Source organism: Streptomyces sp. CRCS-T-1 (genome assembly GCF_024442335.1).
In the GTDB taxonomy this organism is placed as follows: Bacteria; Actinomycetota; Actinomycetes; order Streptomycetales; family Streptomycetaceae; genus Streptomyces; species Streptomyces koelreuteriae.
Genome location: NZ_CP101651.1, coordinates 2173454 through 2198208 on the forward strand (window position 1 = coordinate 2173454; position 24755 = coordinate 2198208).

Here is a 24755-nt window from a genome sequence, read left to right on the forward strand (position 1 = left end):
CGGGGACCCGAGGGCGGGGAGGGGCGTATGAGGGGCTCGATCGACGGCCTCGGATCCTCCACGCCGATCGGCACGATGCTGCCGGCCGTCTTCGCCGACGACGACCTGGCCCAGCGGTTCGTCGCCGGACTCGACGACGTGATCGCCCCGATCCTGAGCGTGCTGGACTGTCTCGACACCTACTTCCGCCCGTCCCTCACCCCGCTCGACTTCACCCAGTGGCTGGGGAGCTGGGTGGGTGCGGAGACGGCGGGCGACGAGCCCGAGGCCCGCCTGCGGGCGGCCGTGGCCGCCGCCGCGTATCTGCACCGCATCCGCGGCACCCGGCGCGGGCTGTCCGAGACGGTCCGGCTCGCGTTCGGTGTGGAGCCCGAGATCACCGAGAGCGGCGGCGCCGCGTGGAGCGCCCGGCCGCTCGGCCCGTTCCCCGGCGCGCCCCGCCCGCGTCTGCACGTCCATCTACGACTTCCCGCCCCGACCCCCGCGGACCACTACCGCCTGGAGACCCTCGTGTCCGCCGCCCGCCCCGCTCATATGCCGTACACGGTCCAGGTGACCGCCGGTGCCCCCGCCGAAAGGACCCGGGAGACATGACAACCCCCCAGAACTGCGCCGACTGCGGCACCCGCGCGGAACCGGGCCAGTCCTTCTGCGACGCCTGCGGGGCGGTACTGAGCTGGACGGACCGCCCGTCCGGCGGCTCCGGCCCTCGCGCAGGGGCAGCCGGGACTCCCGAGGCGTCCCGCCCGGCTCGGGCCTCCGAACCGGCCGGGGAGCCCGAGGCCGGCCGCCCGGCCCGGACGTCCGAGCCGGCCCGCGTCTCCGGGACCACCGGGACCACCGGACCCGCCGGAGTTTCCAGGGCTTCGGAGCCCACCGGCCACGCGAGGCCCGACGGTGAGCCGGGCGGCGCCTCGTCACCCGAGCCGGGCTGGGACGCCTTCGCCCGGCCGGACGGCGGCACGGGCCTGGCCCCCACCGCCCGCGACCGGCTCGGCACCGGCACGGCGACGACGCACCAGGGCGCCACCCGTACGGCGTCCACCGGCCCCCGCACCTCCGACCCGGCCACCGCCGAAAACGCCGCCACCGACGCGGCCTCCGCCCGGCACGGCGAGCACCCCGGCACGCCGGGCGCCACCGCTCACCCGGACACAGCCTCCGGCTCCGGAGCCTCCCCTCACCACGACACCACCGGCCCCGGCACCCCCTCCCCCACCGACCGCTTCCCGGACGACACCGCCCCCACCGAGCCCGTCCCCCCGGTCGCCCAGAGCCAGCACCCCGCCGACCCCGACGCCGACACCCACGGCATGACCGACCGCGCCCGCAGCCTCCTCATCCCGGTCGGCGACCCCGAGCCCCGGCCCGACCCGCACCCCTCCGTCACCCCGGTCCTGCCCGGCCGCCCCGAGCCGCAGCGCCCGCAGTCCGTACGCGCCCCGGGTCAGGAGCACGGCGCGGACGGCGGCGCCCCCTGCCCCTGGTGCGCCACCCGCAACCGGCCCGAGCGGCACTTCTGCGCCCGGTGCGCGATGCCCATGACCGGCGACGGACCGGCCGGCCCGCTGCGGCTCCCCTGGTGGCGACGCCTCTTCGGCAGTCAGGAGGCCCCGTGGGCGGGCGACCGCCCCCGGCTGCGCCGAGCCTTCGACCGGGTCCTGACCTGGCTGGGCATCGTGATCGTGCTGTCCCTGCTGGTCGTTCTGGTGATCAACATCCCGCAGGGCATCCAGGCCACCCGCGACCACTTCGCCAAGCGCGCCGAGGTGTCCCCGGACCGCTACGCCGCGTCCCGCTACTTCCCGGGCCACAAGCCGGACCTGGCCTTCGACAAGCTCAACGACACCTGGTGGGGCCCGGGCGTCTCCGAGTCGGGCAAGGGCCAGTGGGTGGAGGCCCGTTTCGACCAGCCGACCCGGCTCCTGGACCTGATCATCACGCCGGGCGTCTCCGTCCGCCCCGACAAGCTCCGCGAGTCGGCGCTCCCGCACCGTCTGGAGGCCACGATCACGGGGGCCGACGGCAAGAAGACGACCCGTCAGGTCACTCTCGACCAGGGCGCGGGCCCGCAGCGGCGTTCGTTCCGCGTGGGCGAGGTCACCTCCGTCCGCTTCACCATCGAGTCCGCCCACGGCATCTCGGGGGAGAAGCAGGTCGCCATCGCGGAGATCGAGTTCTTCGGCCCGTCGAGCGCGAACAGCGGCTGAACGCGCCGCGGCCCCGGACGGAGACGAACCGTCCGGGGCCGCGGCGTACGACGACCGGGGTGACTACGCGTCCAGCGACGTCATCACGTGCTTGATCCGCGTGTAGTCGTCGAAGCCGTACGACGAGAGGTCCTTGCCGTAGCCGGACTTCTTGAAGCCGCCGTGCGGCATCTCGGCGACCAGCGGGATGTGGGTGTTGATCCACACGCAGCCGAAGTCGAGCTTCTTGGACATGCGCATCGCGCGGCCGTGGTCCTTGGTCCACACGGAGGAGGCGAGCGCGTACTCGACGTCGTTGGCCCACGTCACGGCCTGCTCCTCGTCGGAGAAGGACTGGACGGTGATGACCGGGCCGAAGACCTCGTTCTGGACGATCTCGTCGTCCTGCTTCAGGCCCGAGACGACGGTCGGCGCGTAGAAGTAGCCCTTGTCGCCGACGCGCTTGCCGCCGGCCTCCACGCGCGCGTGCGCGGGCAGCCGGCCGATGAAGCCCTCGACCTGCTTGAGCTGGTTGGGGTTGTTGAGCGGGCCGAACAGCACGTCCTCGTCGTCCGGCTGGCCCGTCTTCGTCTCGGACGCGGCCTTCGCCAGCGCGGAGACGAACTCGTCGTGGATGGACTCGTGGACGAGCACGCGGGTGGCGGCCGTACAGTCCTGGCCCGCGTTGAAGTAGCCCGCGACCGAGATGTCCTCGACGGCCTTGGCGATGTCGGTGTCCTCGAAGACCACGACGGGCGCCTTGCCGCCCAGCTCCAGGTGGACGCGCTTGACGTCCTTGGAGGCGGACTCGGCGACCTGGATGCCGGCGCGCACCGAGCCGGTGATGGAGGCCATCGCCGGGGTGTCGTGCTCGACCATCATGCGGCCGGTGTCGCGGTCGCCGCAGATGACGTTGAAGACGCCCTTGGGGACGATCGAGCCGATGATCTCGGCCATCAGTGCCGTCGAGGCCGGGGTGGTGTCCGACGGCTTCAGGACGACGGTGTTGCCCGCCGCGAGCGCCGGGGCGAACTTCCACACGGCCATCATCATCGGGTAGTTCCACGGCGCGACCTGCGCGCAGACACCGACCGGCTCACGGCGGACGATGGAGGTCAGGCCCTCCATGTACTCGCCGGCCGAGCGGCCCTCCAGCATCCGCGCCGCGCCCGCGAAGAAGCGGATCTGGTCGACCATCGGCGGGATCTCCTCGGAGCGGGTCAGCCCGATGGGCTTGCCCGTGTTCTCCACCTCGGCCGCGATCAGCTCCTCGGCGCGCTCCTCGAAGGCGTCCGCGATCTTCAGCAGGGCCTTCTGACGCTCGGCGGGCGTGGTGTCGCGCCAGCCGGGAAAGGCCTCGGCGGCCGCCGCCATCGCGGCGTCCACGTCCGCCTGCCCGGACAGCGGAGCGGTCGCGTACGCCTCACCCGTCGCGGGATTGACCACCTCGGTGGTCCGTCCGTCGGCGGCGTCCCGGAACTCACCGCCGATGTAATTGCGCAGACGACGAAGCTCGGTGCTCACTGCCGGCCCTCCAGTTCGGATGTCCAGTACTTGAGACACCCACCCTAGTCGCCCGGTCCACGTTTTCAACACCCCCACTCCCTTCATTCGTGCGGAATCCGCAGGCTTCGGCAATCAAAACAACGGATTTCATCGATCACGCCTTGCGGAAGTGACGAGACCTCGTGCACAGTGACCTCGTGGCCAGTCGAAGCGCAGACCAGAAGGGCTCGCGGGAACTCCGCGAGTCCTCCCGCGAGTCCAGGAACGGCAGCTCGCCCCAGCTGGACGCCGTCTCCCTCGCCATCATCGAACAGCTCCAGGAGGACGGCCGCCGGCCGTACGCCGCCATCGGCAAGGCCGTGGGCCTCTCCGAGGCGGCCGTGCGTCAGCGCGTCCAGAAGCTGCTCGACCAGGGCGTGATGCAGATCGTCGCCGTCACGGACCCGCTCACCGTGGGCTTCCGCAGACAGGCGATGGTCGGCGTCAACGTCGAGGGCGACGTGGAGTCGGTCGCGGAGGCGCTGACGGCCATGCCCGAGTGCGAGTACGTGGTGATGACCGCGGGCTCCTTCGACCTGATGGTGGAGATCGTCTGCGAGGACGACGACCACCTTCTGGAGGTCATCAACAAACGCATCCGGGCGGTGCCCGGAGTGCGCTCCACCGAGAGTTTCGTTTACCTGAAGCTCAAGAAGCAGACCTACATGTGGGGAACCCGATAACCGTGAGGACCCGATAGCCGTGAGCAAGGACCTCTCCCAGTCCGCGTACGACCACCTGTGGATGCACTTCACGCGCATGTCGTCGTACGAGAAGGCCCCCGTACCCACCATCGTCCGTGGCGAGGGCACCTACATCTACGACGACCAGGGCAAGCGCTACCTGGACGGTCTCGCCGGACTGTTCGTGGTGCAGGCCGGGCACGGCCGTGTCGAGCTCGCCGAGACCGCCTTCAAGCAGGCGCAGGAGCTGGCGTTCTTCCCGGTGTGGTCCTACGCCCACCCCAAGGCCGTCGAGCTGGCCGAGCGCCTCGCGCACCACGCCCCGGGCGACCTGAACAAGGTCTTCTTCACCACCGGCGGCGGCGAGGCCGTCGAGACCGCCTGGAAGCTGGCCAAGCAGTACTTCAAGCTGACCGGCAAGCCCACCAAGCACAAGGTCATCTCCCGCGCGGTCGCCTACCACGGCACCCCGCAAGGCGCCCTGTCCATCACCGGCCTGCCGGGCCTGAAGGCCCCGTTCGAGCCGCTGGTCCCGGGCGCGCACAAGGTCCCGAACACCAACATCTACCGGGCCCCCTACTTCGGCGACGACCCGGAGGCCTTCGGCCGCTGGGCCGCCGACCAGATCGAGCAGCAGATCCTCTTCGAGGGCCCGGACACGGTCGCCGCGGTCTTCCTGGAGCCGGTGCAGAACGCGGGCGGCTGCTTCCCGCCCCCGCCCGGCTACTTCCAGCGCGTCCGCGAGATCTGCGACCAATACGACGTGCTGCTCGTCTCCGACGAGGTCATCTGCGCCTTCGGCCGCCTCGGCACGATCTTCGCCTGCGACAAGTTCGACTACGTCCCGGACATGATCACCTGCGCCAAGGGCATGACTTCGGGCTACTCCCCGATCGGCGCCTGCATCATCTCCGACCGCCTGGCCGAGCCGTTCTACAAGGGCGACAACACCTTCCTGCACGGCTACACCTTCGGCGGCCACCCGGTCTCCGCGGCGGTGGGCCTCGCCAACCTCGACCTCTTCGAGCGCGAGAACCTCCCCCAGCACGTCCTCGACAACGAGGGCGCCTTCCGCTCCACCCTGGAGAAGCTCCACGACCTGCCGATCGTCGGCGACGTCCGCGGCAACGGCTTCTTCTACGGCATCGAGCTGGTCAAGGACAAGAACACCAAGGAGTCCTTCAACGACGAGGAGACGGAGCGCGTCCTGTACGGCTTCCTCTCCAAGGCGCTGTACGACAACGGCCTGTACTGCCGCGCCGACGACCGCGGCGACCCGGTCGTCCAGCTCGCCCCGCCGCTGATCTCCGACCAGTCGACGTTCGACGAGATCGAGCAGATCCTGCGGGCCACCCTCTCGGAGGCGTGGACGAAGCTCTGAGCGTCGCCGCTCCGATCGTCTGATCGGACGATCAACACCAGCCCCGGTGCCCGCCGTTCGAGTGAGAAACGGCGGCCCGGGGCCGCGTGCTGTCCGGCGTCCCGCCTCCCGCTGCCTAGCGTGCCCAGTGACTGATCGGCCCCGCCTTCGTTCCCCCGCACGGGGGATGGCACGGGAACTACGGATCTGAACCGAGGTGTACGCATGGAGGCCCCGCCGGACAACGACGTGCTCTGGGCACGCGCCCTGCACTTCCAGCACCACGACGGCTCGCCCGCGCTCTGCGGCGTCTCCCTCGGCGTCCGGGAGAGCGAGATCCTCGCCGTCAGCGGCCCGCGCGGCAGCGGCAAGACGACCCTGCTGCGGTGCCTGTCCGGCCTGGAGCCCGTGCGGCGCGGCGAGGTCTGGTTCAACAGCGTGCCCGTGCACACCATGGGCGCCCTCACCCGCGAGCGGCTGCGCCGCGACCGCTTCGGCTGGATCGACCCGGTCCCCTCCCTGGTCCCGGAGCTGAACGCCTGGGAGAACGCCGCCCTGCCGCTGATGCTGCGCGGCACCAGCAGGCGCCGCGCCAAGCGGGCGGCACTGGAGTGGCTGGAGCGCCTGGACATCGGCGACGGCGCCCGCAAGCGCCCGCACCAGTTGAAGCAGGCCGAGCGCCAGCGGGTGTGCATCGCCCGCGCCCTCGCACCGGCGCCCTCGGTGCTGTTCGCCGACGAGCCGACGGCTCCCCTGCACCGCGCCGACCGCGCCCACGCGCTGCGCACCCTCACCACGGCGGCCCGCTCGCACGGCATCACGGTCGTCCTGGCCACCCACGACCCGGACACCGCGGCACTCGCCGACCGCACGGTCTTCCTGCTCGACGGGCGGCGCGTGCGGACGGTGCACCTGCCTCCGGTCGCCGAGACCACCGAGCCGGAGGGCCGGGCGGCGTGCTCGCTCTCCGTCTGACCCGCGCCGCCCACCCCGCCGTCCAACTGCGCCGCCTCCTGGTCGCGGCGGCCTCGGCGGGCACGGGTTTCCTGCTGCTGTGCGCCCTCGGTTACGCGCTGGGCCACCCCGGCTCCCCCGGTGCCGCCGCGCTGCGCCTGGCCTGGTGCGCGGCGCCCCTCGCCGCCACGGTGTACTTCGCCCTCGCGGTGGCCCGCACCGACCCCGGCACCAAGCCCCGCACCGGCCTCTCGGCGATCGGCCTGGGCCCGCTGCGCCTGATGGCCATCGCGGTGACGACGACGGCCCTGTCCTGCACCCTGGGCTCGATGCTGGCCCTGCTGCTCTTCCTGCATCTGCGGGGCGATCTGACGGGCCTGCCCTTCGACGGCGCGGCCGCCGAGGCCCTCGGCGCGGGCCGGCCGCTGCCGCTGCCGGGAGCCCTGACGCTGCTGGCGCTCGTGCCCGCGGGCGCCTCGATCGCGGTGGTGCTGACGCTGCGGCCCAGGGAGCAGAGGGCGGCCGCGGCGGCCAGGGTGGTGTACGGCCGCTTCGGCGCGTACCGGCGCGCCAGCCCGCTCGACACCTTCGGGGCGTACGGCCGTTTCGGCCGCCAGATCAACCGGCCCGGGGGCGCTCCCGCCGGGCAGCAGAGCGCGCCCCCGTCGGCGCGGGCGGGCGAACCGGCCTCGGCGGCGACGGTCACGGACGCCGGGAGCGCGGTGAGCACGATCGAGGAACTCCCCCGGCTCTCCGCCCCGCACGCCACCGCACCGGACCCCACCGACGTCCTCGCGGTCCCCGATGCGGTGCTGCTGCCGGACCTCGTCACGGCCGACGCCGCCCCCACCGCCGCCCCCTCCGGCCTCCCCTGGGGCATCACCGTCCTGGCCGCGGGGCTCGCCGTGGAGACCTACGCGAGCCGCACCGCCCCCAAGGCGCCCGACCTCACCTTCTCCGGCGCCTCCCCCGGTGTCATGGCGGGCTGGACGCTGGCCGCCGTCGGCCTGGCCCTGGCCGGTCCCGGTCTGACCCACCTGTGCGGCCGGCTGCTCCAGTCGGCCCGCCCCGGCGCCCTGCGGTTGCTGGCCGGCCGCATCCTGATGACGGAGGCCACCCGCATCGGCCGCCCCCTGGGCGTGGTCTGCGCGGTGCTGTCGGCCACGTACGCCATGGTGCTGCTGCACGCCCCGGACGGACTGTCGCTCGGTCCGCTCACCCTCCTCGGTGTGCTCCTCGTGACCGGCTGCACCGTGGCGACGCTCCTGACGGCCGCCGTCGAGGCCCGGCAGGCCCGGGCCGACACCACCTCCGCGCTGCTGCGTCTCGGCGCACCCGCGACCATGCTGCGCAGCGCCGCGGCCCTGCGCGCGGGCGCGTTGTTCGCCCTGTTCGCCCCGCTCACCCTGACGGTCGCGGAGTTGGCGGCGCTGCCGCTGGCGCGCTGAGAAAGTCGTACGAGAAAAATTTCCGGGCGGCGATGAGTTCCGCGCGGGGCCCCGGTCTAACCCCGCGTAACGACACGGACCCGGTAGCACCGCCCCGATGGGAGACCGCACATGTACCAGCAGATGATCTTCGTGAACCTGTGTGTCAGCGACATCGCCGCCTCGAAGAAGTTCTTCACGGAGCTCGGCTACACGATCAACGAGCAGTTCAGCGACGACACCACCGCGTCGGTCGTGATCAGCGAGACCATCGTCGTGATGGTGCACACCAAGGAGAAGTACTCCCAGTTCACCAAGAAGGAGATCGCGGACTCCAAGAAGAACAGCGAGGTGCTGATCGCGCTGAGTTCGGAGAGTCGCGAGAAGGTCGACGAGCTGGTGGAGAAGGCGGTGGCGGCCGGTGGGTCCGTCTCCGGCGAGACGCAGGACCACGGTTTCATGTACGGCCGCGCCTTCGACGACCCGGACGGCCACACCTTCGAGGTCGTGTGGATGGACCCGGCGGCCGTCCAGGGCTGACACGCGCTGTGCCAGCATGGGCGGGTGCAGACGATGCCCGCCCATGCGGCCCACCATGACGACCGTGAGATCGAGACGCTCGAGGAGTTCGACGCGACCGTCGCGGCGCGCGGCACACTCGCCGGTCACCGCGTCCAGGCCGTCGACCTGACGGACCGTACGCGCGAGCTGCTCACCACGGACACCGCGGGCGCGATCTTCCTCGGCTGCGCGATGCGCGAGGACGCGGCCGCGAAGATACGCGCGGACGGCGCCCTGGTCTTCCCGCCGGTCCCGGACCTGCCCTTCGACCCGTACCGCGGCCTGGTCTACTCACCGGACGAGCTGTTCGCGTCCCTGCCGGACGGCTACGAGGCGACTCCCGACGCCCGCGCCTACGCCTGGTTCCAGCGCACGAAGGCCGACGGCGACATCTACGCGTCCATGCTGCGCGCGGTCCACGACGACTCCGTCTCGGACGCGCTCGACGAACTCCTGTCCGGCGCCCGGGTCGTGGGCGTGATGGGCGGCCACGCGATGGCCCGGGGCACCGAGGAGTACGCGGGGGCGGCGCGGCTCGGCCGCGAACTGGCCCGCGCCGGTTTCACGGTCGCCACCGGCGGCGGCCCGGGCGCGATGGAGGCGGCCAACTTCGGCGCGTACGCGGCCCCGTTCGACGACGAGATGCTCACCGACTCGCTGGAACTGCTCGGCAAGGCACCGCACTTCACCCCGTCGATCACCCAGTGGGCCTCGGCCGCCTTCGAGATACGCACCCGCTGGCCGCAGGGCGGCCGCTCCGTCGGCATCCCGACCTGGTTCTACGGCCACGAGCCGCCGAACGCCTTCGCCTCGCACATCGCCAAGTACTTCGCCAACGCCACCCGCGAGGACGGCCTGCTGGCCCGGTCGACAGCGGGTGTGGTGTTCCTGCCGGGAGCCGCCGGCACCGTACAGGAGATCTTCGACAACGCGACGCCGAACTACTACGAGTCGCGCGGCGAGCCGACGCCCATGGTGCTCGTGAACCGCGCGCACTGGACGGAGAAGCTGCCGACGTGGCCGCTGCTCCAGTCGCTGGCCAAGGGGCGTTCGATGGAGACGCGGATCGCGCTGGTCGAGCGGATCGAGGAGGCGCCGGAGGCGTTGAAACGCCTCGGCGGTTAATAAGCAGGCAAAGCAAGTGCTTGCAGACTGCATATGCGTTGACACTACTTATGCGGCACTTATAAACCTGTGAGTCTCCAGGTAGTGCTGATGTTCCGTCACCGCTGCCTCTTCCCCCCGCTTTAACACATCCTGTAAAGGACAAACGTGGCAGTTCTGTCCGTATCCCGCCGCGCACGCGCCGTGCGCATCCTCGGTGTCGTCTCCGCCTCGGCCGCGCTCGCGCTCGGTACCGCCGGCAACGCGCTCGCCTGCAACATCAACGAGTTCTCCGCCGAGGCGAAGTGTGACGGCGACAAGGGCGTCATCACCGTCACCGACGTGGACCCCGCCGGCATCAAGGCGAAGGTCACCGTATACCTGCAGAACAACGGCGCCGACGCGCAGAAGATCGGCGAGCAGGAGGTCAAGGGCTCGCGCGAAGGCACCACCATCACCTTCGCCGAGGACTGGAAGCCGAACGCGGAGTACCGCATCCACGTGAAGGCCGCTCCGTACGTCGACGAGGACATCAAGCCGAACCTCGTCACCCCGGCCACGGCCTGCAAGAAGGAGGAGGAGCCCCCGGCTTCGACTCCCCCGGCCACCCCGACCCCCTCCACCCCGTCGGCCTCCCCCTCGAAGCCGGCCGAGGAGACCGACACCCCGGCTCCGACGCCGTCGGAGAGCGAGAGCACCACGCCGGCGGGCAACGCGCCCGGCCCGGCCGGTGACTCCAACCTCGCCGAGACGGGCGCCGACTCCAACACCGGAATCATCGCCGGCATCGCGGCGGCCCTGGTCGTCGTCGGTGGTGGCGCGGTGTTCTTCGGCATGCGCCGTCGTGGGGCGAACAGCGAAGGCTGACGCCCGCGCACACCCTGATGTGGCCCGACCCTGACAGGGGGGCGGGCCACGTCCGTCTCATCCGAACGTCGCCCGCTCCAGCCAGAACTCCAGCAACTCCCGCTCCCCCAGCACCTCCAGCTCCGGAGCGTCCAGCGGCAGCCGCCGGTAGAACGCGAGCAGGACAGAGGTCAGCGGCCCGCGCAGGGCGACCGTGGCCTTCTCGTGGCCCCGGCGCCAGGTGACACCGTCCTCGGTGAGCGCGATCAGCCACTCGGCGTTCACCTCCGGCCCGGCGTCGGTGGCGTGCAGATGGATGCTGCGGCCCGGGCCGCGCAGTTCCCTCGCCGCCTCGTCGTGCGGGTCCGTCTGCGCGTACTCCACGATCTGCAGCCACTCGTCGATCGCGTCGGCGGCGATGTCGGGCGCGACCTCGTAGGGCAGCCCGGCGGTGAGCGTGGCGTCCGCCCGGTGCACGGTGACCTCGTGCGCCATCCGGCGGGCCCAGAACCCGGCGTTGAGGATCCCCGCCCAGCCCCACACCTTCGCGTCCGGCCCGGCCTCCCGCAGCGCGGCGACGACCTGCTCGCCCGCCTCCCCCAGCCACGCGTCCAGCGCCGCTGCGTCACCCCGGGCCTCGGGCCCCTCGGCCCCCGGCACCTCCTCCTCGGGCACCTCCTCCTGGGCCCGGGTCCGCACCATGAGCTCCACCCAGCGCAGGGCGCCGCCCGTGTGCCGGACGAGTTCCTCCAGCGACCAGTCGGGGCAATTCGGCACGGTGGCGGACAGGTCGGCCCCGGAGGTCACCACCGACCTCAACAGACCGACCTGATGGGCGATTTCGTCGCAGTAGCGCTCGTGCGCGAGGAGTGTCATGCCCGCACCATAGGCGGGCGGCGATCAGTCGAGCACGGCGATTTCCGCCGCGTCGAACTCCACCCCGGCCTCGGCCCCTACCTCGGGCGCCGCCCGCAGCGCGCACGCCGCCTCCAGGCGCGGGGCGTCCTCCGGCTGGAGGTGGACGGCGACATGCGTGCCCTTGAAGGTGCGGCCGGTCACCGTGCAGCGCAGGCCCTCACCGGCGGGCACCAGACGTACACCGGCGGGCCGCACCAGAAGGGTCCGCGTGCCCTGCGGCGCGCCCTCCGGCACCGGCACCTTGCCCCAGGGCGTGTCCGCGGCCTCCGCACCCACGGTCGCCTCGACGACGTTCTCGAAGCCGAGGAAGCGCGCCACGAACGCGTCGGCCGGCCGCTGCCACACCTCAAGCGGCGTACCGGACTGGGCGATCCGCCCGTCCCGCATCACCACGACCCGGTCGGCCAGCGCGAAGGCCTCCCCCTGGTCGTGCGTCACGGCGAGCACGGTGGTGCCCAACCGGCCGAACAGCTCGCGCAGTTCCACGACCAGCCGCTCCCTCAGCGACCGGTCGAGCTGCCCCAGCGGCTCGTCCAGCATCAGCAGTGTGGGGCTCGGCGCCAGGGCCCGGGCCAGCGCCACCCGCTGCTGCTCCCCGCCGGACAGCGCGGCGACGGCCCGACGGTCCGCGCCGGGCAGCCCCACCAGGTCCAGCAACTCCCTTACCCGCTCGGCCTGCTGCCGCTTGGACGCCCCGTGCATCCGCAGCCCGAAGGCGACATTGCCGCCCACGTCCCGCTGCGGGAACAGCTGGTGGTCCTGGAACATCAGCCCGACCCCGCGCCGGTGCGCGGGCACGCCGGCCTGGTCGCGCCCGTCGAGCGACACCCGCCCGGAGTCCAGCGGCTGCAGCCCGGCCACGGCCCGCAGCAGGGTCGACTTGCCGCTGCCGCTGGGCCCGAGCACGCACACGATCTCGTGCTCGGCGACCTCCAGATCGACGGCGTCCAGTACGGCCCGCCCGCCGAAACGGACCGTCGCGCCCTCCAGTGCCAGCAGCATCAGAACTCCCCTGTCCGGTCGGCGATCCTGAGCCTCTCCAGCACCAGCAGGGCCACGGCGCACACCACCATCAGAATCGTCGAAAGGGCCATCGCCTGGCCGTAGTTCAGCTCCCCGGGCCGCCCCAGCAGCCGCGCCACGGCCACCGGCAGCGTCGGGTTGTCGGGCCGCGCGATGAACACCGTCGCGCCGAACTCCCCGAGCGACACCGCGAAGGCGAACCCGGCGGCGATCAGCAGCGCCCGCCGCACCATCGGCAGGTCCACCTCCCGCCACACCCGCCAGGGCGAGGCCCCCAGCACCGAGGCCGCCTCCCGCAACCGCACGTCCACCGCCCGCAGCACTGGCAGCATGGTCCGCACGACGAACGGCACCCCGACCAGCGCCTGCGCGAGCGGCACCAGGATCCACGAGGCCCTCAGGTCCAGCGGCGGCTCGTCGAGGGTGATCAGGAACCCGAAGCCGACGGTCACCGCGGACACCCCGAGCGGCAGCATCAGCAGCGCGTCAAACCCGCGCACGAACCGCCCGGCGTCCCGGCGGGTGAGCGCGACGGCGGCGAGGCCGCCGATCACCACCGCGATGACCGTGGCGGCCAGGGCGTACTCCAGCGAGTTGCGGATCGCCTCGATCGGCGCCACCAGGAAGATCCCGCCGTCCTCCCTGGTCAGCGCGCGGTAGTAGCCGAAGCCCGGCGCGTCCAGGGACCGCTGGACCAGTACGGCGAGCGGCAGCAGAAGCAGCACGACGACCGTGAGCAGCACCCCGCCCAGCAGCGCCCACTGCCCGGCGCCGCGTGGCCGGCGCGCGGTCACCGACGCGTCCACCAGCCGCAGCGCCGTCTCCCGCCGCCGTACGGTCCAGGCGTGCAGGACGAGGATCGCGCCCACGGCGACGAACTGGATCAGTGTCAGCACGGCCGCCGTGGACAGGTCGAAGATCTCCGACGTCTGCCGGTAGATCTCCACCTCCAGGGTCGAGAAGGTGGGCCCGCCGAGGATCTGGACGACACCGAAGGAGGTGAAGGTGAACAGGAAGACCATGAGCGCGGCGGCGGCCACGGCCGGGGCGAGGGCCGGGAGGGTCACCTGCCGCCATGCCTTCAGCGGGGACGCCCCGAGCATCCGCGCTGCCTCCTCCTGCCGCGGGTCCAGCTGCGCCCAGAGCCCGCCGACGGTCCGAACGACGACCGCGTAGTTGAAGAAGACGTGCGCAAGCAGGATCGCCCACACGGTGGTGTCCAGGCGTACGCCCCACAGCTCGTCGAGCAGCCCGCCCCGCCCGACCAGCGCCAGGAACGCCGTACCGACGACGACCGTGGGCAGCACGAACGGGACGGTCACGGCCGCCCGCAGCACCTGCTTGCCCCGGAAGTCGAAGCGCGCGAAGACATACGCGCCCGGGAGCGCGATCAGCAGCGTGAGCGCGGTGGAGACGAGCGCCTGCCAGGTGGTGAACCACAGGACGTGCCGGACGTCGGACTGCGCCAGCACCTCCCCGATCCGCCCGAACTGCCAGGCGCCGTCGATCTTCAGCCCGCGCGCGACGATCGCGGCGACGGGGTAGGCGAAGAACGCCGCGAAGAACGCGACGGGCAGGGCGATGAGCCCGAACCGCGCCGCCGCGCCCCTCGTCCGGCCGGTCACTTCAGTACGAGTGAGGTCCACGACTTGACCCACTGGTCACGGTGGTCGGCGATCTTCGCCGGGTCCAGGGTCTCGGGGTCCTTGGCCTGCGGCCCGAACTTCACGAACTCCGGCGGCACCTGGGCGCCCTCGCGCACCGGGTACACGAACATGTTGAGCGGCATGTCCTCCTGGAACTTCTTGCTGAGCAGGAAGTCGAGGAACGCCTTGCCGCCCTTGGTGTTCTTGGCGTTGCTCAGCAGCCCGGCGTACTCGACCTGCCGGAAGCAGGTGCCCTCGGCGACCCCGGTCGGTGCCGCATCCGGCTTGGGGTCGGCGAAGATGACCTCGGCGGGCGGCGAGGAGGCGTACGACACGACGAGCGGCCTCTCGCCCTTGGCCTTCTTGCCGCCGGCCGAGCCGGAGAACTCCTCGTTGTAGGCCTGCTCCCAGCCGTCGACGACCTTCACGCCATTGGCCTTGAGCTTCTTCCAGTAGCTCTCCCACCCGTCGTCGCCGTACTTCGCGGCGGTGCCGAGCAGGAACCCGAGGCCGGGCGAGGAGGCGGAGGCGTTCTCGGTGACGAGCAGGTTCTTGTACTGCGGCTCGACCAGGTCGTCGAAGCTCTTCGGCGGCTCCAGCTTGTGGTCGGCGAAGTACTTCTTGTCGTAGTTGACGCAGATGTCGCCGGTGTCGACGGGCGTGACCCGGTGCTGGTCCCGGTCGGCCCGGTACTCGGCCTTGATCTGCTCGGAGCCCTTCGCCTCGTACGGCTGGAACAGGCCGTTGTCGAGGGCGCGGGACAGCAGGGTGTTGTCGACGCCGAAGAAGACGTCGCCCTGCGGGTTGTCCTTGGTGAGGATCGCCTTGTTCACGGCCTGCCCGGCGTCGCCGTCCTTCAGGACATTCACCTTGTAGCCGGACTGCTTCTCGAAGGCGGCGATGACGCCCTTGGACGCGGCCCACGAGTCATGGCTGACGAGGGTCACGGTCTTGGAGTCGCCGGACCCCTGGCCGCCATCGGACGACCCGCAGGCGGCGAGCGTGCCGACCATGCCGAGCCCGACGACCACAGCCGTCAGCCGCTTGCTCTTGTTGCTCACTGGATTCCTCCTGGATGACCAGGAGAAGACGCGGCCCCGCCCGGGAACTCAGGGGATCCCGGGCAGGGCGCAACAGCTCGAGTGATGACCGATCTCCCTACCCAGAATGACCTGGGCCAGGTTCGGAGGGTCTGCGGCCGTGTGCCGCACTCTCAGCGCTGTGGCGCTCCCCTGTCGGAATATGCAGGTGTCGGATATGCAGATGTTCTTACGCCGGTCAGACTACCGTTCGGTGGCCGCGAGCTGACCACACGCCCCGTCGATCTCCTGTCCACGGGTGTCCCGGATCGTCACCGGCACACCATGGGCGGCGATGGCCTCCACGAACGCCTTCTCGTCCTCGGGCCGCGAGGCCGTCCACTTCGACCCGGGCGTCGGGTTCAGCGGGATGAGATTGACGTGCACGGGCTTGCCCTTGAGCAGCCGCCCGAGCCGGTCACCGCGCCAGGCCTGGTCGTTGATGTCCCGGATCAGCGCGTACTCGATGGACAGCCGCCGCCCGGACTTGGCGCTGTACTCGAATCCGGCGTCCAGCACCTCCCGGACCTTCCACCGCGTGTTCACGGGGACGAGGGTGTCGCGCAGCTCGTCGTCGGGCGCGTGCAGCGAGATGGCCAGCCGGCACTTGAAGCCCTCGTCGGCGAACCGGTGAATCGCCGGGACGAGACCGACCGTCGAGACGGTGATCCCGCGCTGCGAGAGCCCCAGCCCGTCGGGCTCGGGGTCGGTGAGCCGGCGGATGGACCCGATGACCCGGTTGTAGTTGGCGAGCGGCTCGCCCATGCCCATGAACACGATGTTGCTGAGCCGCGCCGGACCGCCGGGGACCTCCCCGTCCCGCAGCGCCCGCATGCCGTCGACGATCTGGTGCACGATCTCGGCGGTGGACAGATTCCGGTCCAGACCCGCCTGCCCGGTCGCACAGAACGGGCAGTTCATCCCGCACCCCGCCTGCGAGCTGATGCACATGGTCACCCGGTCCGGGTACCGCATCAGCACGGACTCGACGAGCGTCCCGTCGAACAGCCGCCACAGCGTCTTGCGCGTGGTGCCCTGGTCGGTCGACAGATGCCGCACGACGCTCATCAGCTCGGGCAGCAGCGCCTCCTGCAGCTTCCCCCGGGCACCGGCCGGAATATCGGTCCACTGCTCCGGATCGTGCGCGTACCGCGCGAAGTAGTGCTGCGAGAGCTGCTTGGCACGAAACGGCTTCTCCCCGACAGCCGCAACGGCCTCCTTGCGCTCGGCAGGAGTGAGATCAGCGAGATGCCGCGGCGGCTTCTTGGCTCCGCGGGGGGCGACGAATGTGAGTTCTCCGGGCTTAGGCATGGCTCAACCAGTGTCGCAGATCGCCGACGGTGGCCCGTGCCCCGCCCGCTCCACCCGCGACACCGGTGGGAATACGCCCTACGCGCCCGCGTGCTCCAGCCGGTCCTTGAGGAGTTGCTCGTTGCGTGGGAGTTCCTTGCGGACCTGGGGGCGCATGACGAGCGGGACCAGGACCTTGCCGACGCCGTGACTCTCGAAGTCGATCTCGATCGTCACATGGGAGCGCTGTCCCTCGTCGAACGGCTCGACCTCGCCGTGCACCCGGGCCCGGACGGGGCCGTCGACACCGCGCATGCCCCAGGTGTGGGGCGGGTCGTACTCGACGACCTCCATGGTCATCGGCATCACGCGGCGGCCGACGTGCCGGGTGACCCGGAACCGGGAGCCGATGCCGAAGGGCCCCTCGTCGAGGCGTTCCGCGGACACGGCGCTCAGCTGCCACTCCGGGATCCGCGGGGTGTCCATGACGTAGTCGTAGACGTCCTCCGGACGCCGGTCGACATCGATGCTCTGTCGAATGATGGCCATGATGACCCCCTTTGCGACGTACACCTGAATCGTCCCACTCGGCGACCACCCGTGCCTCCCCGGAACGGCCCCCGAACGGCCCCGGAAACGACAGTGAGCTCCCGCCCACAAGGACGGGAGCTCACCGGACGAGGTCCGTTCAGCCGGACCCCACGAAGAGCACGAGCAGCAGCCACACCACCGGAGCCGTGGGCAGCAGAGAGTCCAGCCGGTCCATGATGCCACCGTGACCGGGCAGCAGCGTGCCCATGTCCTTGATGCCGAGGTCCCGCTTGATCATGGACTCGCCGAGGTCGCCGAGCGTGGCGCTGACCGCGACCGCCAGGCCGAGCACCAGGCCCTGCCACCAGGCGCCGTCGTCGATGAGGAACTCCATGCACAGCGCGCCCACGACCATGGCGAAGGCGACCGCGCCGAGCAAGCCCTCGCGGGTCTTGCCGGGGCTGATGCGCGGGGCGAGCTTGGTCCGGCCGAAGCGCCAGCCGACGGCGTAGGCACCGGTGTCGCTGACGACCGTGAGCAGCAGGAAGGTGAGCACCCGCTGCGGCCCGTCGTCGGCGGTCAGCATCATCGCGACGAAGGTCGCCAGGAACGGCACGTAGAACGCCGCGAAGACGCCCGCGGTGACATCCCTGAGGTAGCCCTCGGGCGGTTCCGTCATACGCCAGACGAGCACGGCCAGCGCGGTGAGCGCCATGGCGACCCAGGCGCCCTCGGCGCCCCGGACGTACCCGGAGACGACCATCGCGGCACCGCCGAGCGCGAGCGGAACGAGCGGCGCCCGGATGCCCTTGCGCTCGTCCAGCCGCTTCGTCAGCTCCCACAGACCGACCACGACGGCGACCGCGACGACGCCGACGAACACGGCCTTGACGACGAACAGCGAGGCGACGATCACCGCGCCGAGCCCGACCCCGACTCCTATCGCGGCACTCAGGTCGCGGCCCGCGCTCTTCTTCTGCGGCTTGGGTGCCGGCTGCGAGGCGTCGGGCATGGGTTCCGGATTCGTCTCGTTTCGGACCGGGGGGCCGCTCGGCCGAGCAGCCCTCCGGTCGTCATCCTGGTTTTCACCGTGGTCGGCTACGTCGGGCACGATGGGCATGGGGCGAGTCTGAGGCGCTTCATACGCATCGTATGCGGGGCCCGCCGGAGCGGCCCCTTGGACGTGCCCATGGCCAGGACTCTGGACGTGGCCCGGGCTCTGGACGTGCCCGTGGCCATGCCCTTGGTCGGTGGGCCCCCAGTACCCGGCCTGTGGCGGCGCCCCCCAGGAAGAGTCGTTCATCAGACCTCGAGCAGCTCCGCTTCCTTGTGCTTCAGGAGCTCGTCCACCTGCGCGACGTACTTCGCGGTGGTGTCGTCGAGCTCCTTCTCCGCACGGCGGCCCTCGTCCTCGCCGACCTCGCCGTCCTTGATCAGCTTGTCGATGGCCTCCTTGGCCTTGCGGCGCACGGAGCGAATCGAGATCTTCGCGTCCTCGCCCTTGCCCTTGGCGACCTTGATGTACTCGCGGCGGCGCTCCTCGGTCAGCTCGGGGAACACCACTCGGATGATGTTGCCGTCGTTGCTCGGGTTGACGCCCAGGTCGGAGTCACGGATCGCCTGCTCGATGTTGCGCAGGGCCGTCTTGTCGAACGGGGTCACTACCGCCATGCGCGGCTCCGGCACGGAGAACGAAGCCAGCTGGTTGATCGGCGTCGGCGCGCCGTAGTAGTCGGCCACGATCTTGTTGAACATCGCCGGGTGCGCACGGCCGGTGCGGATCGCGGCGAAGTCCTCCTTGGCGACCACGACGGCCTTCTCCATCTTCTCCTCGGCCTCGAGGAGGGTCTCTTCGATCACCACTTGCTCCTGCGTGTCTTGAGTAGGCCCGGCTGCGGTTCCATGTGGGGCGGCGGCCGGCTGCGTCGCGTCTTCTTCCTGCACGGTTCCCGACCGGCAGGACATTGTCCATCCCCCGGCCCGGCTCCGACCCGTCCGTCCCCCGGACGGGGTGGTGCGGTCCTCAGTCCCGGCTGGCCGCGTCCCCCACGAGAGTGCCGATCTTCTCACCCTTGACGGCGCGACCGATGTTGCCCTCCGCCAGCAGCTCGAAGACCACGATCGGGAGCTTGTTGTCGCGGCACAGCGTGACGGCCGTGGCGTCGGCGACCTTGAGGTCGCGCGTGATGACCTCGCCGTAGCCGAGGTGATCGAACTTCACCGCGTCCGGGTTGGTCTTCGGGTCGGAGTCGTAGACCCCGTCCACGCCGTTCTTGCCCATCAGCAGCGCCTCGGCGTCGATCTCCAGGGCGCGCTGCGCGGCGGTGGTGTCGGTGGAGAAGTAGGGCATGCCCATCCCGGCGCCGAAGATCACCACACGGCCCTTCTCCAGGTGCCGTACGGCGCGCAGCGGGATGTAGGGCTCGGCGACCTGGCCCATGGTGATGGCGGTCTGCACGCGGGTCTCCACGCCGACCTTCTCCAGGAAGTCCTGGAGGGCGAGGCAGTTCATCACGGTGCCGAGCATGCCCATGTAGTCGGAGCGGGCCCGGTCCATGCCGCGCTGCTGGAGTTCGGCACCGCGGAAGAAGTTGCCGCCGCCGATGACGACCGCGACCTGCGCGCCGTCTCGTACGACCGCCGCGATCTCGCGGGCGATCTTGTGCACCACGTCGGGGTCGACGCCCAGGCCCCCGCCACCGGAGAAGGCCTCTCCGGACAGCTTCAGCAGAAACCGGCCGCGCACTTTGCCGTCGTCGCTCTTCTGGGGCTTGGTGGTCATGGGGGATTCCGCCTCTTTCACGTGTTGCACATACCAAGAAGGCCATTGCCGGTGGGGCGTGTTTCGCATCCCATGCGGCAATGGCCTCCTTGTCAGATCTGCTGTCGTCCGCCACCCATGTGACGGCGTACACGGACGACTGCTGCCGACCTTATCGGGGTCGGGCGTCGATCGCGGTACGGACTCAGATGCCGACCTTGATGCGCGAGAAGCGCTTCAGGGTGACACCGGCCTCGTCCAGGACCTTCTGGACGGACTTCTTGTTGTCCAGCGCGTAGGGCTGGCCGAGCAGCGTGGCGTCCTTGAAGAAGCCGTTGAGGCGACCCTCGACGATCTTCGGCAGGGCGGCCTCGGGCTTGCCCTCGGCGCGGGTGGTCTCCTCGGCGACGCGGCGCTCGGACTCGACGACGTCGGCCGGCACGTCCTCCTTGGAGAGGTACTTCGGCGCGAAGGCGGCGATGTGCTGGGCGACGCCCTTGGCGATCTCCGCGTTCGGCTTGTCCAGCTCGACGAGGACACCGATCTGCGGCGGCAGGTCGGGCATCGTGCGGTGCATGTACGCCGTCACGTAGCCGTCACCGAACTGCGCGAAGCGGTCCAGGACGATCTTCTCGCCCAGGTTGGCGTTGGCCTCGTCGACGAATGCCTGGACGGTCTTGCCGGCCTCGATCTCGGAGGCGAGCAGGGCCTCGAGGTCGGCCGGGGAGGTCTTGGCGACGTGCTCGGCGATGGTGGTGGCCACGGCCTGGAACTTGTCACCCTTGGCGACGAAGTCCGTCTCGCACTTCAGCTCGACGATGACACCGGAGGAGTTGTCGTCGGCGATGATCGAGACCACGGCACCGTTCTCGGCGGAACGGCCCTCGCGCTTGGCGACGCCCTTCTGGCCCTTGATGCGGAGCGCCTCGACGGCCTTCTCGACGTTGCCCTCGGCCTCGTCCAGCGCCTTCTTGCAGTCCATCATGCCGGCGCCCGTGAGCTCACGGAGCTTCTTGACGTCGGCGGCGGTGTAGTTCGCCATGAGTCTGTGAATCTTTCTCGAAGTCTGGAAGATCGAAGATCTGCGGATGCGCCCCCCATGGAGCAGGAGGGCGCTGTCTTTCCGCTGACCTACGGGTGAACGGCGGGAGCGGACTTCAACCGCGCCGAAGACGCTACTGGTTGCGGTCCCGCTCCCGCCGTCACCTCGGACTGACGGGTCAGGCCTGCTCGGCCTCGGCGGCCTTCTCGCCCTCGGCCGGCTTCTCGGCCTCGGCGGCGGGGGCGGCCTCGGCAGCCGGAGCGGCGTCAGCGGCCGGAGCAGCCTCAGCCTCGGCGGCCGGAGCGGCCTCGGCGGCGGGGGCAGCCTCGTCGGCCTTCTTCTCGCCCTCGAGCAGGTCGCGCTCCCACTCGGCCAGCGGCTCGCCCGCGGCCTTCTCGCCCTTGTCGCCGGTGGCGACGCCGGAGCGGGCGATGAGACCCTCGGCGACGGCGTCGGCGATGACGCGGGTGAGCAGGGTGACGGAGCGGATCGCGTCGTCGTTGCCCGGGATCTTGTAGTCGACCTCGTCGGGGTCGCAGTTGGTGTCGAGGATCGCGACGACCGGGATGTTCAGCTTCCGGGCCTCACCAACGGCGATGTGCTCCTTCTTGGTGTCCACGATCCAGACGGCGCTGGGCACCTTCTGCATCTCGCGGATACCACCGAGGGTCTTCTCCAGCTTGGCCTTCTCGCGCGAGAGCACGAGAAGCTCCTTCTTGGTGAGACCGGACGCGGCGACGTCCTCGAAGTCGATCTGCTCGAGCTCCTTGAGGCGCTGCAGACGCTTGTAGACGGTCGAGAAGTTGGTGAGCATGCCGCCCAGCCAGCGCTGGTTGACGAAGGGCATGCCGACGCGGGTGGCCTGCTCGGCGATGGCCTCCTGCGCCTGCTTCTTCGTGCCGACGAACATGACCGTGCCGCCGTGGGCGACGGTCTCCTTGACGAACTCGAAGGCGCGGTCGATGTACGACAGCGACTGGAGCAGGTCGATGATGTAGATGCCGTTGCGCTCCGTGAAGATGAAGCGCTTCATCTTCGGGTTCCAACGACGGGTCTGGTGACCGAAGTGGACGCCGCTTTCCAGCAGCTCCCGCATCGTGACGACGGCCATGGCCGTATCTCCTTGAATTTCTCGGTTGTGCCGCGGATGCCGGACGGCTTCCGCGCCTGACGCCCACTGCGCGCCGTTCCACGAGGGACCGAGGGGCGCTGATACAGCCCGTTGCCGGGGTGCGTATCGGGGCGTGCGAAGTCGACCCGGTGACCCGGGTCGCCACCAGAAGTGTACGGGACCCGCGGGGTGCCGGGTGACGCCGTTGTCCACAGCCGGGCAGCGGTCCACAGCCACGCACGGTGATCGCGGTGGTGCGGGACGCTCTGCGCATGCGAGCGAAGCGATGTGTGCGTGTGTGTACGCGGCTGATCCTGCTGCTGGTCCTGACGGCGGCCGTCCTGCTGTCCCCGCCGCCCCGGCTGTTCGCGGCCCCGCCCGGCCCGGACACCACCGTTCCGGCGGTGGGACGCGCCTGGCCCGTCGGTTTACGCCCGCAGGTCCTGCGCGGCTGGGAACCCCCGGCGACGGCGTACGGCCCGGGCCACCGGGGCGTGGACCTGGCGGCGCCGCCGGGCACACCGGTACGGGCGGTGGCCGGGGGCCGGGTCTCCTTCGCGGGCCGGGTGGCCGGCAAGGGAGTCGTGTCCGTGGAACTCACGGGAACCGGCGATCCACCCCTGCGCACCACATACGAACCGGTGACGGCGACGGTGAAGGAGGACGAGGAGGTGACACCCGGCGAGGTGATCGGCACGGTGGACGCGTCGGGCTCCCACTGCACGGCCACGTGCGTGCACTGGGGCCTGCGCAGAGGCGACACGTACTTGAATCCGTTGTCGCTACTGCCCCCATGGCTGCTGCACAGGGGCCCGTCGAGGCTGCTGCCGGTCTACTGACTCAGCTGCGGGCATGCGTGCCGCTGGGGGCGGCACGGGTGGGCGCAGGACGGCACCCCGCCACGCCGGGCAGCGCACCCACCCGGCCCTGGCACCGGCACCGACGCCGCTCAGCCCAGCACACCCCGCAGCGCCATACCCACCGCCGCCTCCGCGATAGCACCCGGCTCCTCCGCGGCTCCCAGCTCGATCCGCCGCACGGCCGCGTCGACAACCCCCTGCAACAGCATCGCCGCGAGCCGGGGCTGCGCATGACCCATCTCGGCCAGCGCCTCGACGATCATCGCGACCAGCCCGCCGTGCGCCGCCCGGATCTTCTCCCGGGCCCCCGCGTCGAGTTCACTCGCGGAGATCGCGACCACGGCACGGTGCCGCCGGTCCCCGACCAGCTCCAGTTGCTGGCGCACATACGCCTCGACCTTGGCCTCGGCGGTCTCGGCCCGCTCCATCGCCGCCGACACCTCCGCCGCCCAGACGGGGAAGTCGACCTCGCACAGTTCCTCGACCACGGCCGCCCGTGACCGGAAGTATTCGTAGACGGACGATCGCGCGAGGCCCGTCCGCTCGGCGAGGGCCGGGAAGGTCAGCGCCTCCGTACCGCCCTCGGACAACAAGGAACGAGCCGCGTCCAGCAGGGCGGCTCGCTGCATCGACCGGTGCTCGGCCACGGAGGCCGCTCGAATCCTTGGCACGTCAACACTCTACGGACGCGTCACGCCCGGCGGGAGTGGCTCACGCCGATCCATCGACATTCGCCCAGGTCAGCGGCCGAAGCTCGCCAGTTTCGCTCTGAGCTGCAGCACCGACTTGGTGTGGATCTGGCTGACCCGGCTCTCGGTCACGCCCAGCACGTTCCCGATCTCGGCCAGGGTGAGGCCCTCGTAGTAGTACAGCGTGACCACGGTCTTCTCGCGCTCGGGCAGCGTGTTGATCGCCCGCGCCAGGAACCTCCGCAGCTCCCGGTCCTCGGCGACCTCCACGGGGTTGTCGGCGGCGGTGTCCTCCAGCGTGTCCATCACGCTCAGCCCGTCGCCGCCCTCACCCCCGCCGTGCAGCAGCTCCTCCAAGGCCACCACGTTGGCCAGCGACAACTGGCTGAACACCGCGTGGAGTTCCTCCACCGCGATACCCAGCTCGCCGGCCACCTCGCCCTCCGTCGGCGTCCGCCGCAGCCGCGCCTCCAGCGTGGCGTACGCCCGCTCCACGTTGCGCGCCTTCTGCCGTACCGAGCGGGGGATCCAGTCGAGCGCCCGCAGCTCGTCGATCATCGCGCCCCGGATCCGGGTGATCGCGTATGTCTCGAACTTGATCTCCCGGTCGATGTCGAACTTCTCGATCGCGTCGATCAGCCCGAACACCCCGGACGAGACGAAGTCCGCCTGCTCCACGTTGGACGGCAGGCCCACGCTGACCCGTCCCGCGACGTACTTCACGAGCGGCGAGTAGTGCAGGATCAGCTGCTCCCGCAGCCGCTCGTCCCCCGTCGCCTTGTACGACCGCCACAGCTCGTCGAGCGTCGAGGGAGCGGGCGGCCGTACGCTGCCACCGTCACGGGCGGCTGGGGGGATCGCCGCCCGGTCGGACCCGGAGGTGTGCTGGGGCATTCGTCGCCTTGTGCCGTTCTGCTGCGGAGTGGTGTTGCTGGGCTGAGCTGTCTGTCTGATGTCGAGTTGCCTGTCCGTGTCGGGATCCTCGTGAGCGTAGCGTGACTGCGGTGTCGCGGTGTGCGAAGAACGGAGGCCAAGGCGGACGCGGATACGTTCCGGAGGTGTCCCGACGGATCGCCGCGGTCGCTCAGTGTGATCACCACGGGACCCCAACTGGGCGCATTTCCAAGGGGTGTCGA

The 24755-nt window shown here is 70.7% G+C and carries 24 protein-coding genes and 1 riboswitch; of the genes, 10 read left to right on the plus strand and 14 right to left on the minus strand.

Annotated features, from left to right (window positions below):
- Positions 1-27 precede the first annotated feature (27 nt).
- Both NNW99_RS09455 and NNW99_RS09460 read left to right on the plus strand, forming a co-directional pair.
- The gene (locus NNW99_RS09455; protein WP_215118264.1) at positions 28-594 is read left to right on the plus strand and encodes a phage tail protein; all 567 of its coding nucleotides are present in this window, start codon (positions 28-30) and stop codon (positions 592-594) included.
- Complete coding sequence (locus tag NNW99_RS09460) at positions 591-2210, plus strand: zinc ribbon domain-containing protein (RefSeq protein WP_215118265.1); 1620 nt, start codon at positions 591-593, stop codon at positions 2208-2210. Before NNW99_RS09455 ends, NNW99_RS09460 begins: the two co-directional genes overlap by 4 nt.
- Before the next feature lie 63 nt (positions 2211-2273).
- Here the strand turns inward: NNW99_RS09460 and NNW99_RS09465 are convergent, their stop codons facing one another.
- Positions 2274-3713 (minus strand): gamma-aminobutyraldehyde dehydrogenase, encoded by a 1440-nt coding sequence (locus NNW99_RS09465; protein ID WP_215118266.1) that lies wholly within the window; start codon positions 3711-3713, stop codon positions 2274-2276.
- A 164-nt stretch (positions 3714-3877) separates the two neighbouring features.
- Here NNW99_RS09465 and NNW99_RS09470 point away from each other — a divergent pair, with 164 nt between their 5' ends.
- The 7 genes from NNW99_RS09470 to NNW99_RS09500 all read left to right on the plus strand — a co-directional run bounded on the left by NNW99_RS09470 (position 3878) and on the right by NNW99_RS09500 (position 10690).
- Positions 3878-4417: an Lrp/AsnC family transcriptional regulator gene (locus NNW99_RS09470; RefSeq protein WP_215118267.1), complete on the plus strand. Its 540-nt coding sequence runs from the start codon at positions 3878-3880 to the stop codon at positions 4415-4417.
- A gap of 13 nt (positions 4418-4430) precedes the next feature.
- On the plus strand, positions 4431-5798 hold the full coding sequence (locus NNW99_RS09475) for an aspartate aminotransferase family protein (protein WP_215124217.1): 1368 nt from the start codon (positions 4431-4433) through the stop codon (positions 5796-5798).
- A gap of 204 nt (positions 5799-6002) precedes the next feature.
- A complete protein-coding gene (locus NNW99_RS09480; protein ID WP_215118268.1) occupies positions 6003-6752 on the plus strand; it encodes an ABC transporter ATP-binding protein in 750 nt (249 codons plus the stop codon).
- Positions 6734-8179 carry a hypothetical protein gene (locus tag NNW99_RS09485; RefSeq protein ID WP_215118269.1) on the plus strand — a complete coding sequence of 482 codons (1446 nt, stop codon included), beginning with the start codon at positions 6734-6736 and terminating at the stop codon, positions 8177-8179. The genes NNW99_RS09480 and NNW99_RS09485 overlap by 19 nt, the downstream gene beginning before the upstream one ends.
- Before the next feature lie 111 nt (positions 8180-8290).
- Positions 8291-8698, plus strand: a complete 408-nt coding sequence (locus NNW99_RS09490; protein ID WP_215118270.1) for a VOC family protein — start codon at positions 8291-8293, stop codon at positions 8696-8698.
- Between the two features lie 24 nt (positions 8699-8722).
- Complete coding sequence (locus NNW99_RS09495; RefSeq protein WP_215118271.1) at positions 8723-9844, plus strand: LOG family protein; 1122 nt, start codon at positions 8723-8725, stop codon at positions 9842-9844.
- A gap of 156 nt (positions 9845-10000) precedes the next feature.
- The gene (locus NNW99_RS09500; protein WP_215124218.1) at positions 10001-10690 is read left to right on the plus strand and encodes an LAETG motif-containing sortase-dependent surface protein; all 690 of its coding nucleotides are present in this window, start codon (positions 10001-10003) and stop codon (positions 10688-10690) included.
- A gap of 57 nt (positions 10691-10747) precedes the next feature.
- On the opposite strand, the gene NNW99_RS09505 is transcribed toward NNW99_RS09500, so the two are convergent.
- From NNW99_RS09505 to rpsB, 11 genes are all read right to left on the minus strand, one after another.
- Entirely contained in the window at positions 10748-11545 is a 798-nt protein-coding gene (locus tag NNW99_RS09505; protein ID WP_215118272.1) for a maleylpyruvate isomerase family mycothiol-dependent enzyme, read from the minus strand.
- A gap of 24 nt (positions 11546-11569) precedes the next feature.
- Complete coding sequence (locus NNW99_RS09510) at positions 11570-12589, minus strand: ABC transporter ATP-binding protein (protein WP_215118273.1); 1020 nt, start codon at positions 12587-12589, stop codon at positions 11570-11572.
- On the minus strand, positions 12589-14256 hold the full coding sequence (locus NNW99_RS09515) for an iron ABC transporter permease (protein WP_215118274.1): 1668 nt from the start codon (positions 14254-14256) through the stop codon (positions 12589-12591). The genes NNW99_RS09510 and NNW99_RS09515 overlap by 1 nt, the downstream gene beginning before the upstream one ends.
- On the minus strand, positions 14232-15269 hold the full coding sequence (locus NNW99_RS09520; RefSeq protein ID WP_251058087.1) for a thiamine ABC transporter substrate binding subunit: 1038 nt from the start codon (positions 15267-15269) through the stop codon (positions 14232-14234). Before NNW99_RS09520 ends, NNW99_RS09515 begins: the two co-directional genes overlap by 25 nt.
- 124 nt (positions 15270-15393) lie before the next feature.
- Positions 15394-15500: riboswitch (TPP riboswitch) on the minus strand.
- 39 nt (positions 15501-15539) lie between these two features.
- Positions 15540-16646, minus strand: coding sequence for a 23S rRNA (adenine(2503)-C(2))-methyltransferase RlmN (gene rlmN, locus NNW99_RS09525; RefSeq protein ID WP_215118276.1), 1107 nt, complete (start codon positions 16644-16646; stop codon positions 15540-15542).
- A 78-nt stretch (positions 16647-16724) separates the two neighbouring features.
- Positions 16725-17174: an SRPBCC family protein gene (locus NNW99_RS09530; RefSeq protein ID WP_215118277.1), complete on the minus strand. Its 450-nt coding sequence runs from the start codon at positions 17172-17174 to the stop codon at positions 16725-16727.
- Between the two features lie 139 nt (positions 17175-17313).
- A complete protein-coding gene (locus NNW99_RS09535) occupies positions 17314-18459 on the minus strand; it encodes a phosphatidate cytidylyltransferase (RefSeq protein ID WP_215118278.1) in 1146 nt (381 codons plus the stop codon).
- On the minus strand, positions 18459-19016 hold the full coding sequence (gene frr, locus NNW99_RS09540) for a ribosome recycling factor (protein ID WP_215118279.1): 558 nt from the start codon (positions 19014-19016) through the stop codon (positions 18459-18461). The genes NNW99_RS09535 and frr overlap by 1 nt, the downstream gene beginning before the upstream one ends.
- A 163-nt stretch (positions 19017-19179) precedes the next feature.
- On the minus strand, positions 19180-19938 hold the full coding sequence (pyrH, locus tag NNW99_RS09545) for a UMP kinase (RefSeq protein WP_189728022.1): 759 nt from the start codon (positions 19936-19938) through the stop codon (positions 19180-19182).
- 184 nt (positions 19939-20122) lie between these two features.
- Positions 20123-20959 (minus strand): translation elongation factor Ts, encoded by an 837-nt coding sequence (gene tsf / locus NNW99_RS09550; RefSeq protein WP_215118280.1) that lies wholly within the window; start codon positions 20957-20959, stop codon positions 20123-20125.
- Positions 20960-21137: 178 nt separating this feature from the next.
- Positions 21138-22070, minus strand: a complete 933-nt coding sequence (gene rpsB / locus NNW99_RS09555; RefSeq protein WP_215118281.1) for a 30S ribosomal protein S2 — start codon at positions 22068-22070, stop codon at positions 21138-21140.
- Positions 22071-22342: 272 nt separating this feature from the next.
- On the opposite strand from rpsB, the gene NNW99_RS09560 reads away from it, so the two are divergent.
- On the plus strand, positions 22343-22909 hold the full coding sequence (locus NNW99_RS09560) for a murein hydrolase activator EnvC (protein WP_215118282.1): 567 nt from the start codon (positions 22343-22345) through the stop codon (positions 22907-22909).
- A 110-nt stretch (positions 22910-23019) separates the two neighbouring features.
- Here the strand turns inward: NNW99_RS09560 and NNW99_RS09565 are convergent, their stop codons facing one another.
- Positions 23020-23577 carry a TetR/AcrR family transcriptional regulator gene (locus tag NNW99_RS09565; protein WP_215124219.1) on the minus strand — a complete coding sequence of 186 codons (558 nt, stop codon included), beginning with the start codon at positions 23575-23577 and terminating at the stop codon, positions 23020-23022.
- Between the two features lie 93 nt (positions 23578-23670).
- Positions 23671-24513: an RNA polymerase sigma factor WhiG gene (whiG, locus tag NNW99_RS09570; RefSeq protein ID WP_184598498.1), complete on the minus strand. Its 843-nt coding sequence runs from the start codon at positions 24511-24513 to the stop codon at positions 23671-23673.
- Between the last annotated feature and the right edge of the window lie 242 nt (positions 24514-24755).

Excerpts from the sequence above, each read along its gene's own strand:
- NNW99_RS09455 (WP_215118264.1), top strand. The coding sequence starts at position 28 with ATGAGGGGCTCGATCGACGGCCTCGGATCCTCCACGCCGATCGGCACG.
- NNW99_RS09460 (WP_215118265.1), top strand. The coding sequence starts at position 591 with ATGACAACCCCCCAGAACTGCGCCGACTGCGGCACCCGCGCGGAACCG.
- NNW99_RS09480 (WP_215118268.1), top strand. The coding sequence starts at position 6,003 with ATGGAGGCCCCGCCGGACAACGACGTGCTCTGGGCACGCGCCCTGCAC.
- NNW99_RS09490 (WP_215118270.1), top strand. The coding sequence starts at position 8,291 with ATGTACCAGCAGATGATCTTCGTGAACCTGTGTGTCAGCGACATCGCC.
- NNW99_RS09505 (WP_215118272.1), bottom strand. The coding sequence starts at position 11,545 with ATGACACTCCTCGCGCACGAGCGCTACTGCGACGAAATCGCCCATCAG.
- NNW99_RS09510 (WP_215118273.1), bottom strand. The coding sequence starts at position 12,589 with ATGCTGCTGGCACTGGAGGGCGCGACGGTCCGTTTCGGCGGGCGGGCC.
- NNW99_RS09520 (WP_251058087.1), bottom strand. The coding sequence starts at position 15,269 with ATGGTCGGCACGCTCGCCGCCTGCGGGTCGTCCGATGGCGGCCAGGGG.
- rlmN (WP_215118276.1), bottom strand. The coding sequence starts at position 16,646 with ATGCCTAAGCCCGGAGAACTCACATTCGTCGCCCCCCGCGGAGCCAAG.
- NNW99_RS09530 (WP_215118277.1), bottom strand. The coding sequence starts at position 17,174 with ATGGCCATCATTCGACAGAGCATCGATGTCGACCGGCGTCCGGAGGAC.
- NNW99_RS09535 (WP_215118278.1), bottom strand. The coding sequence starts at position 18,459 with ATGAACGACTCTTCCTGGGGGGCGCCGCCACAGGCCGGGTACTGGGGG.
- pyrH (WP_189728022.1), bottom strand. The coding sequence starts at position 19,938 with ATGACCACCAAGCCCCAGAAGAGCGACGACGGCAAAGTGCGCGGCCGG.
- tsf (WP_215118280.1), bottom strand. The coding sequence starts at position 20,959 with ATGGCGAACTACACCGCCGCCGACGTCAAGAAGCTCCGTGAGCTCACG.
- rpsB (WP_215118281.1), bottom strand. The coding sequence starts at position 22,070 with ATGGCCGTCGTCACGATGCGGGAGCTGCTGGAAAGCGGCGTCCACTTC.
- NNW99_RS09560 (WP_215118282.1), top strand. The coding sequence starts at position 22,343 with ATGCGAGCGAAGCGATGTGTGCGTGTGTGTACGCGGCTGATCCTGCTG.
- whiG (WP_184598498.1), bottom strand. The coding sequence starts at position 24,513 with ATGCCCCAGCACACCTCCGGGTCCGACCGGGCGGCGATCCCCCCAGCC.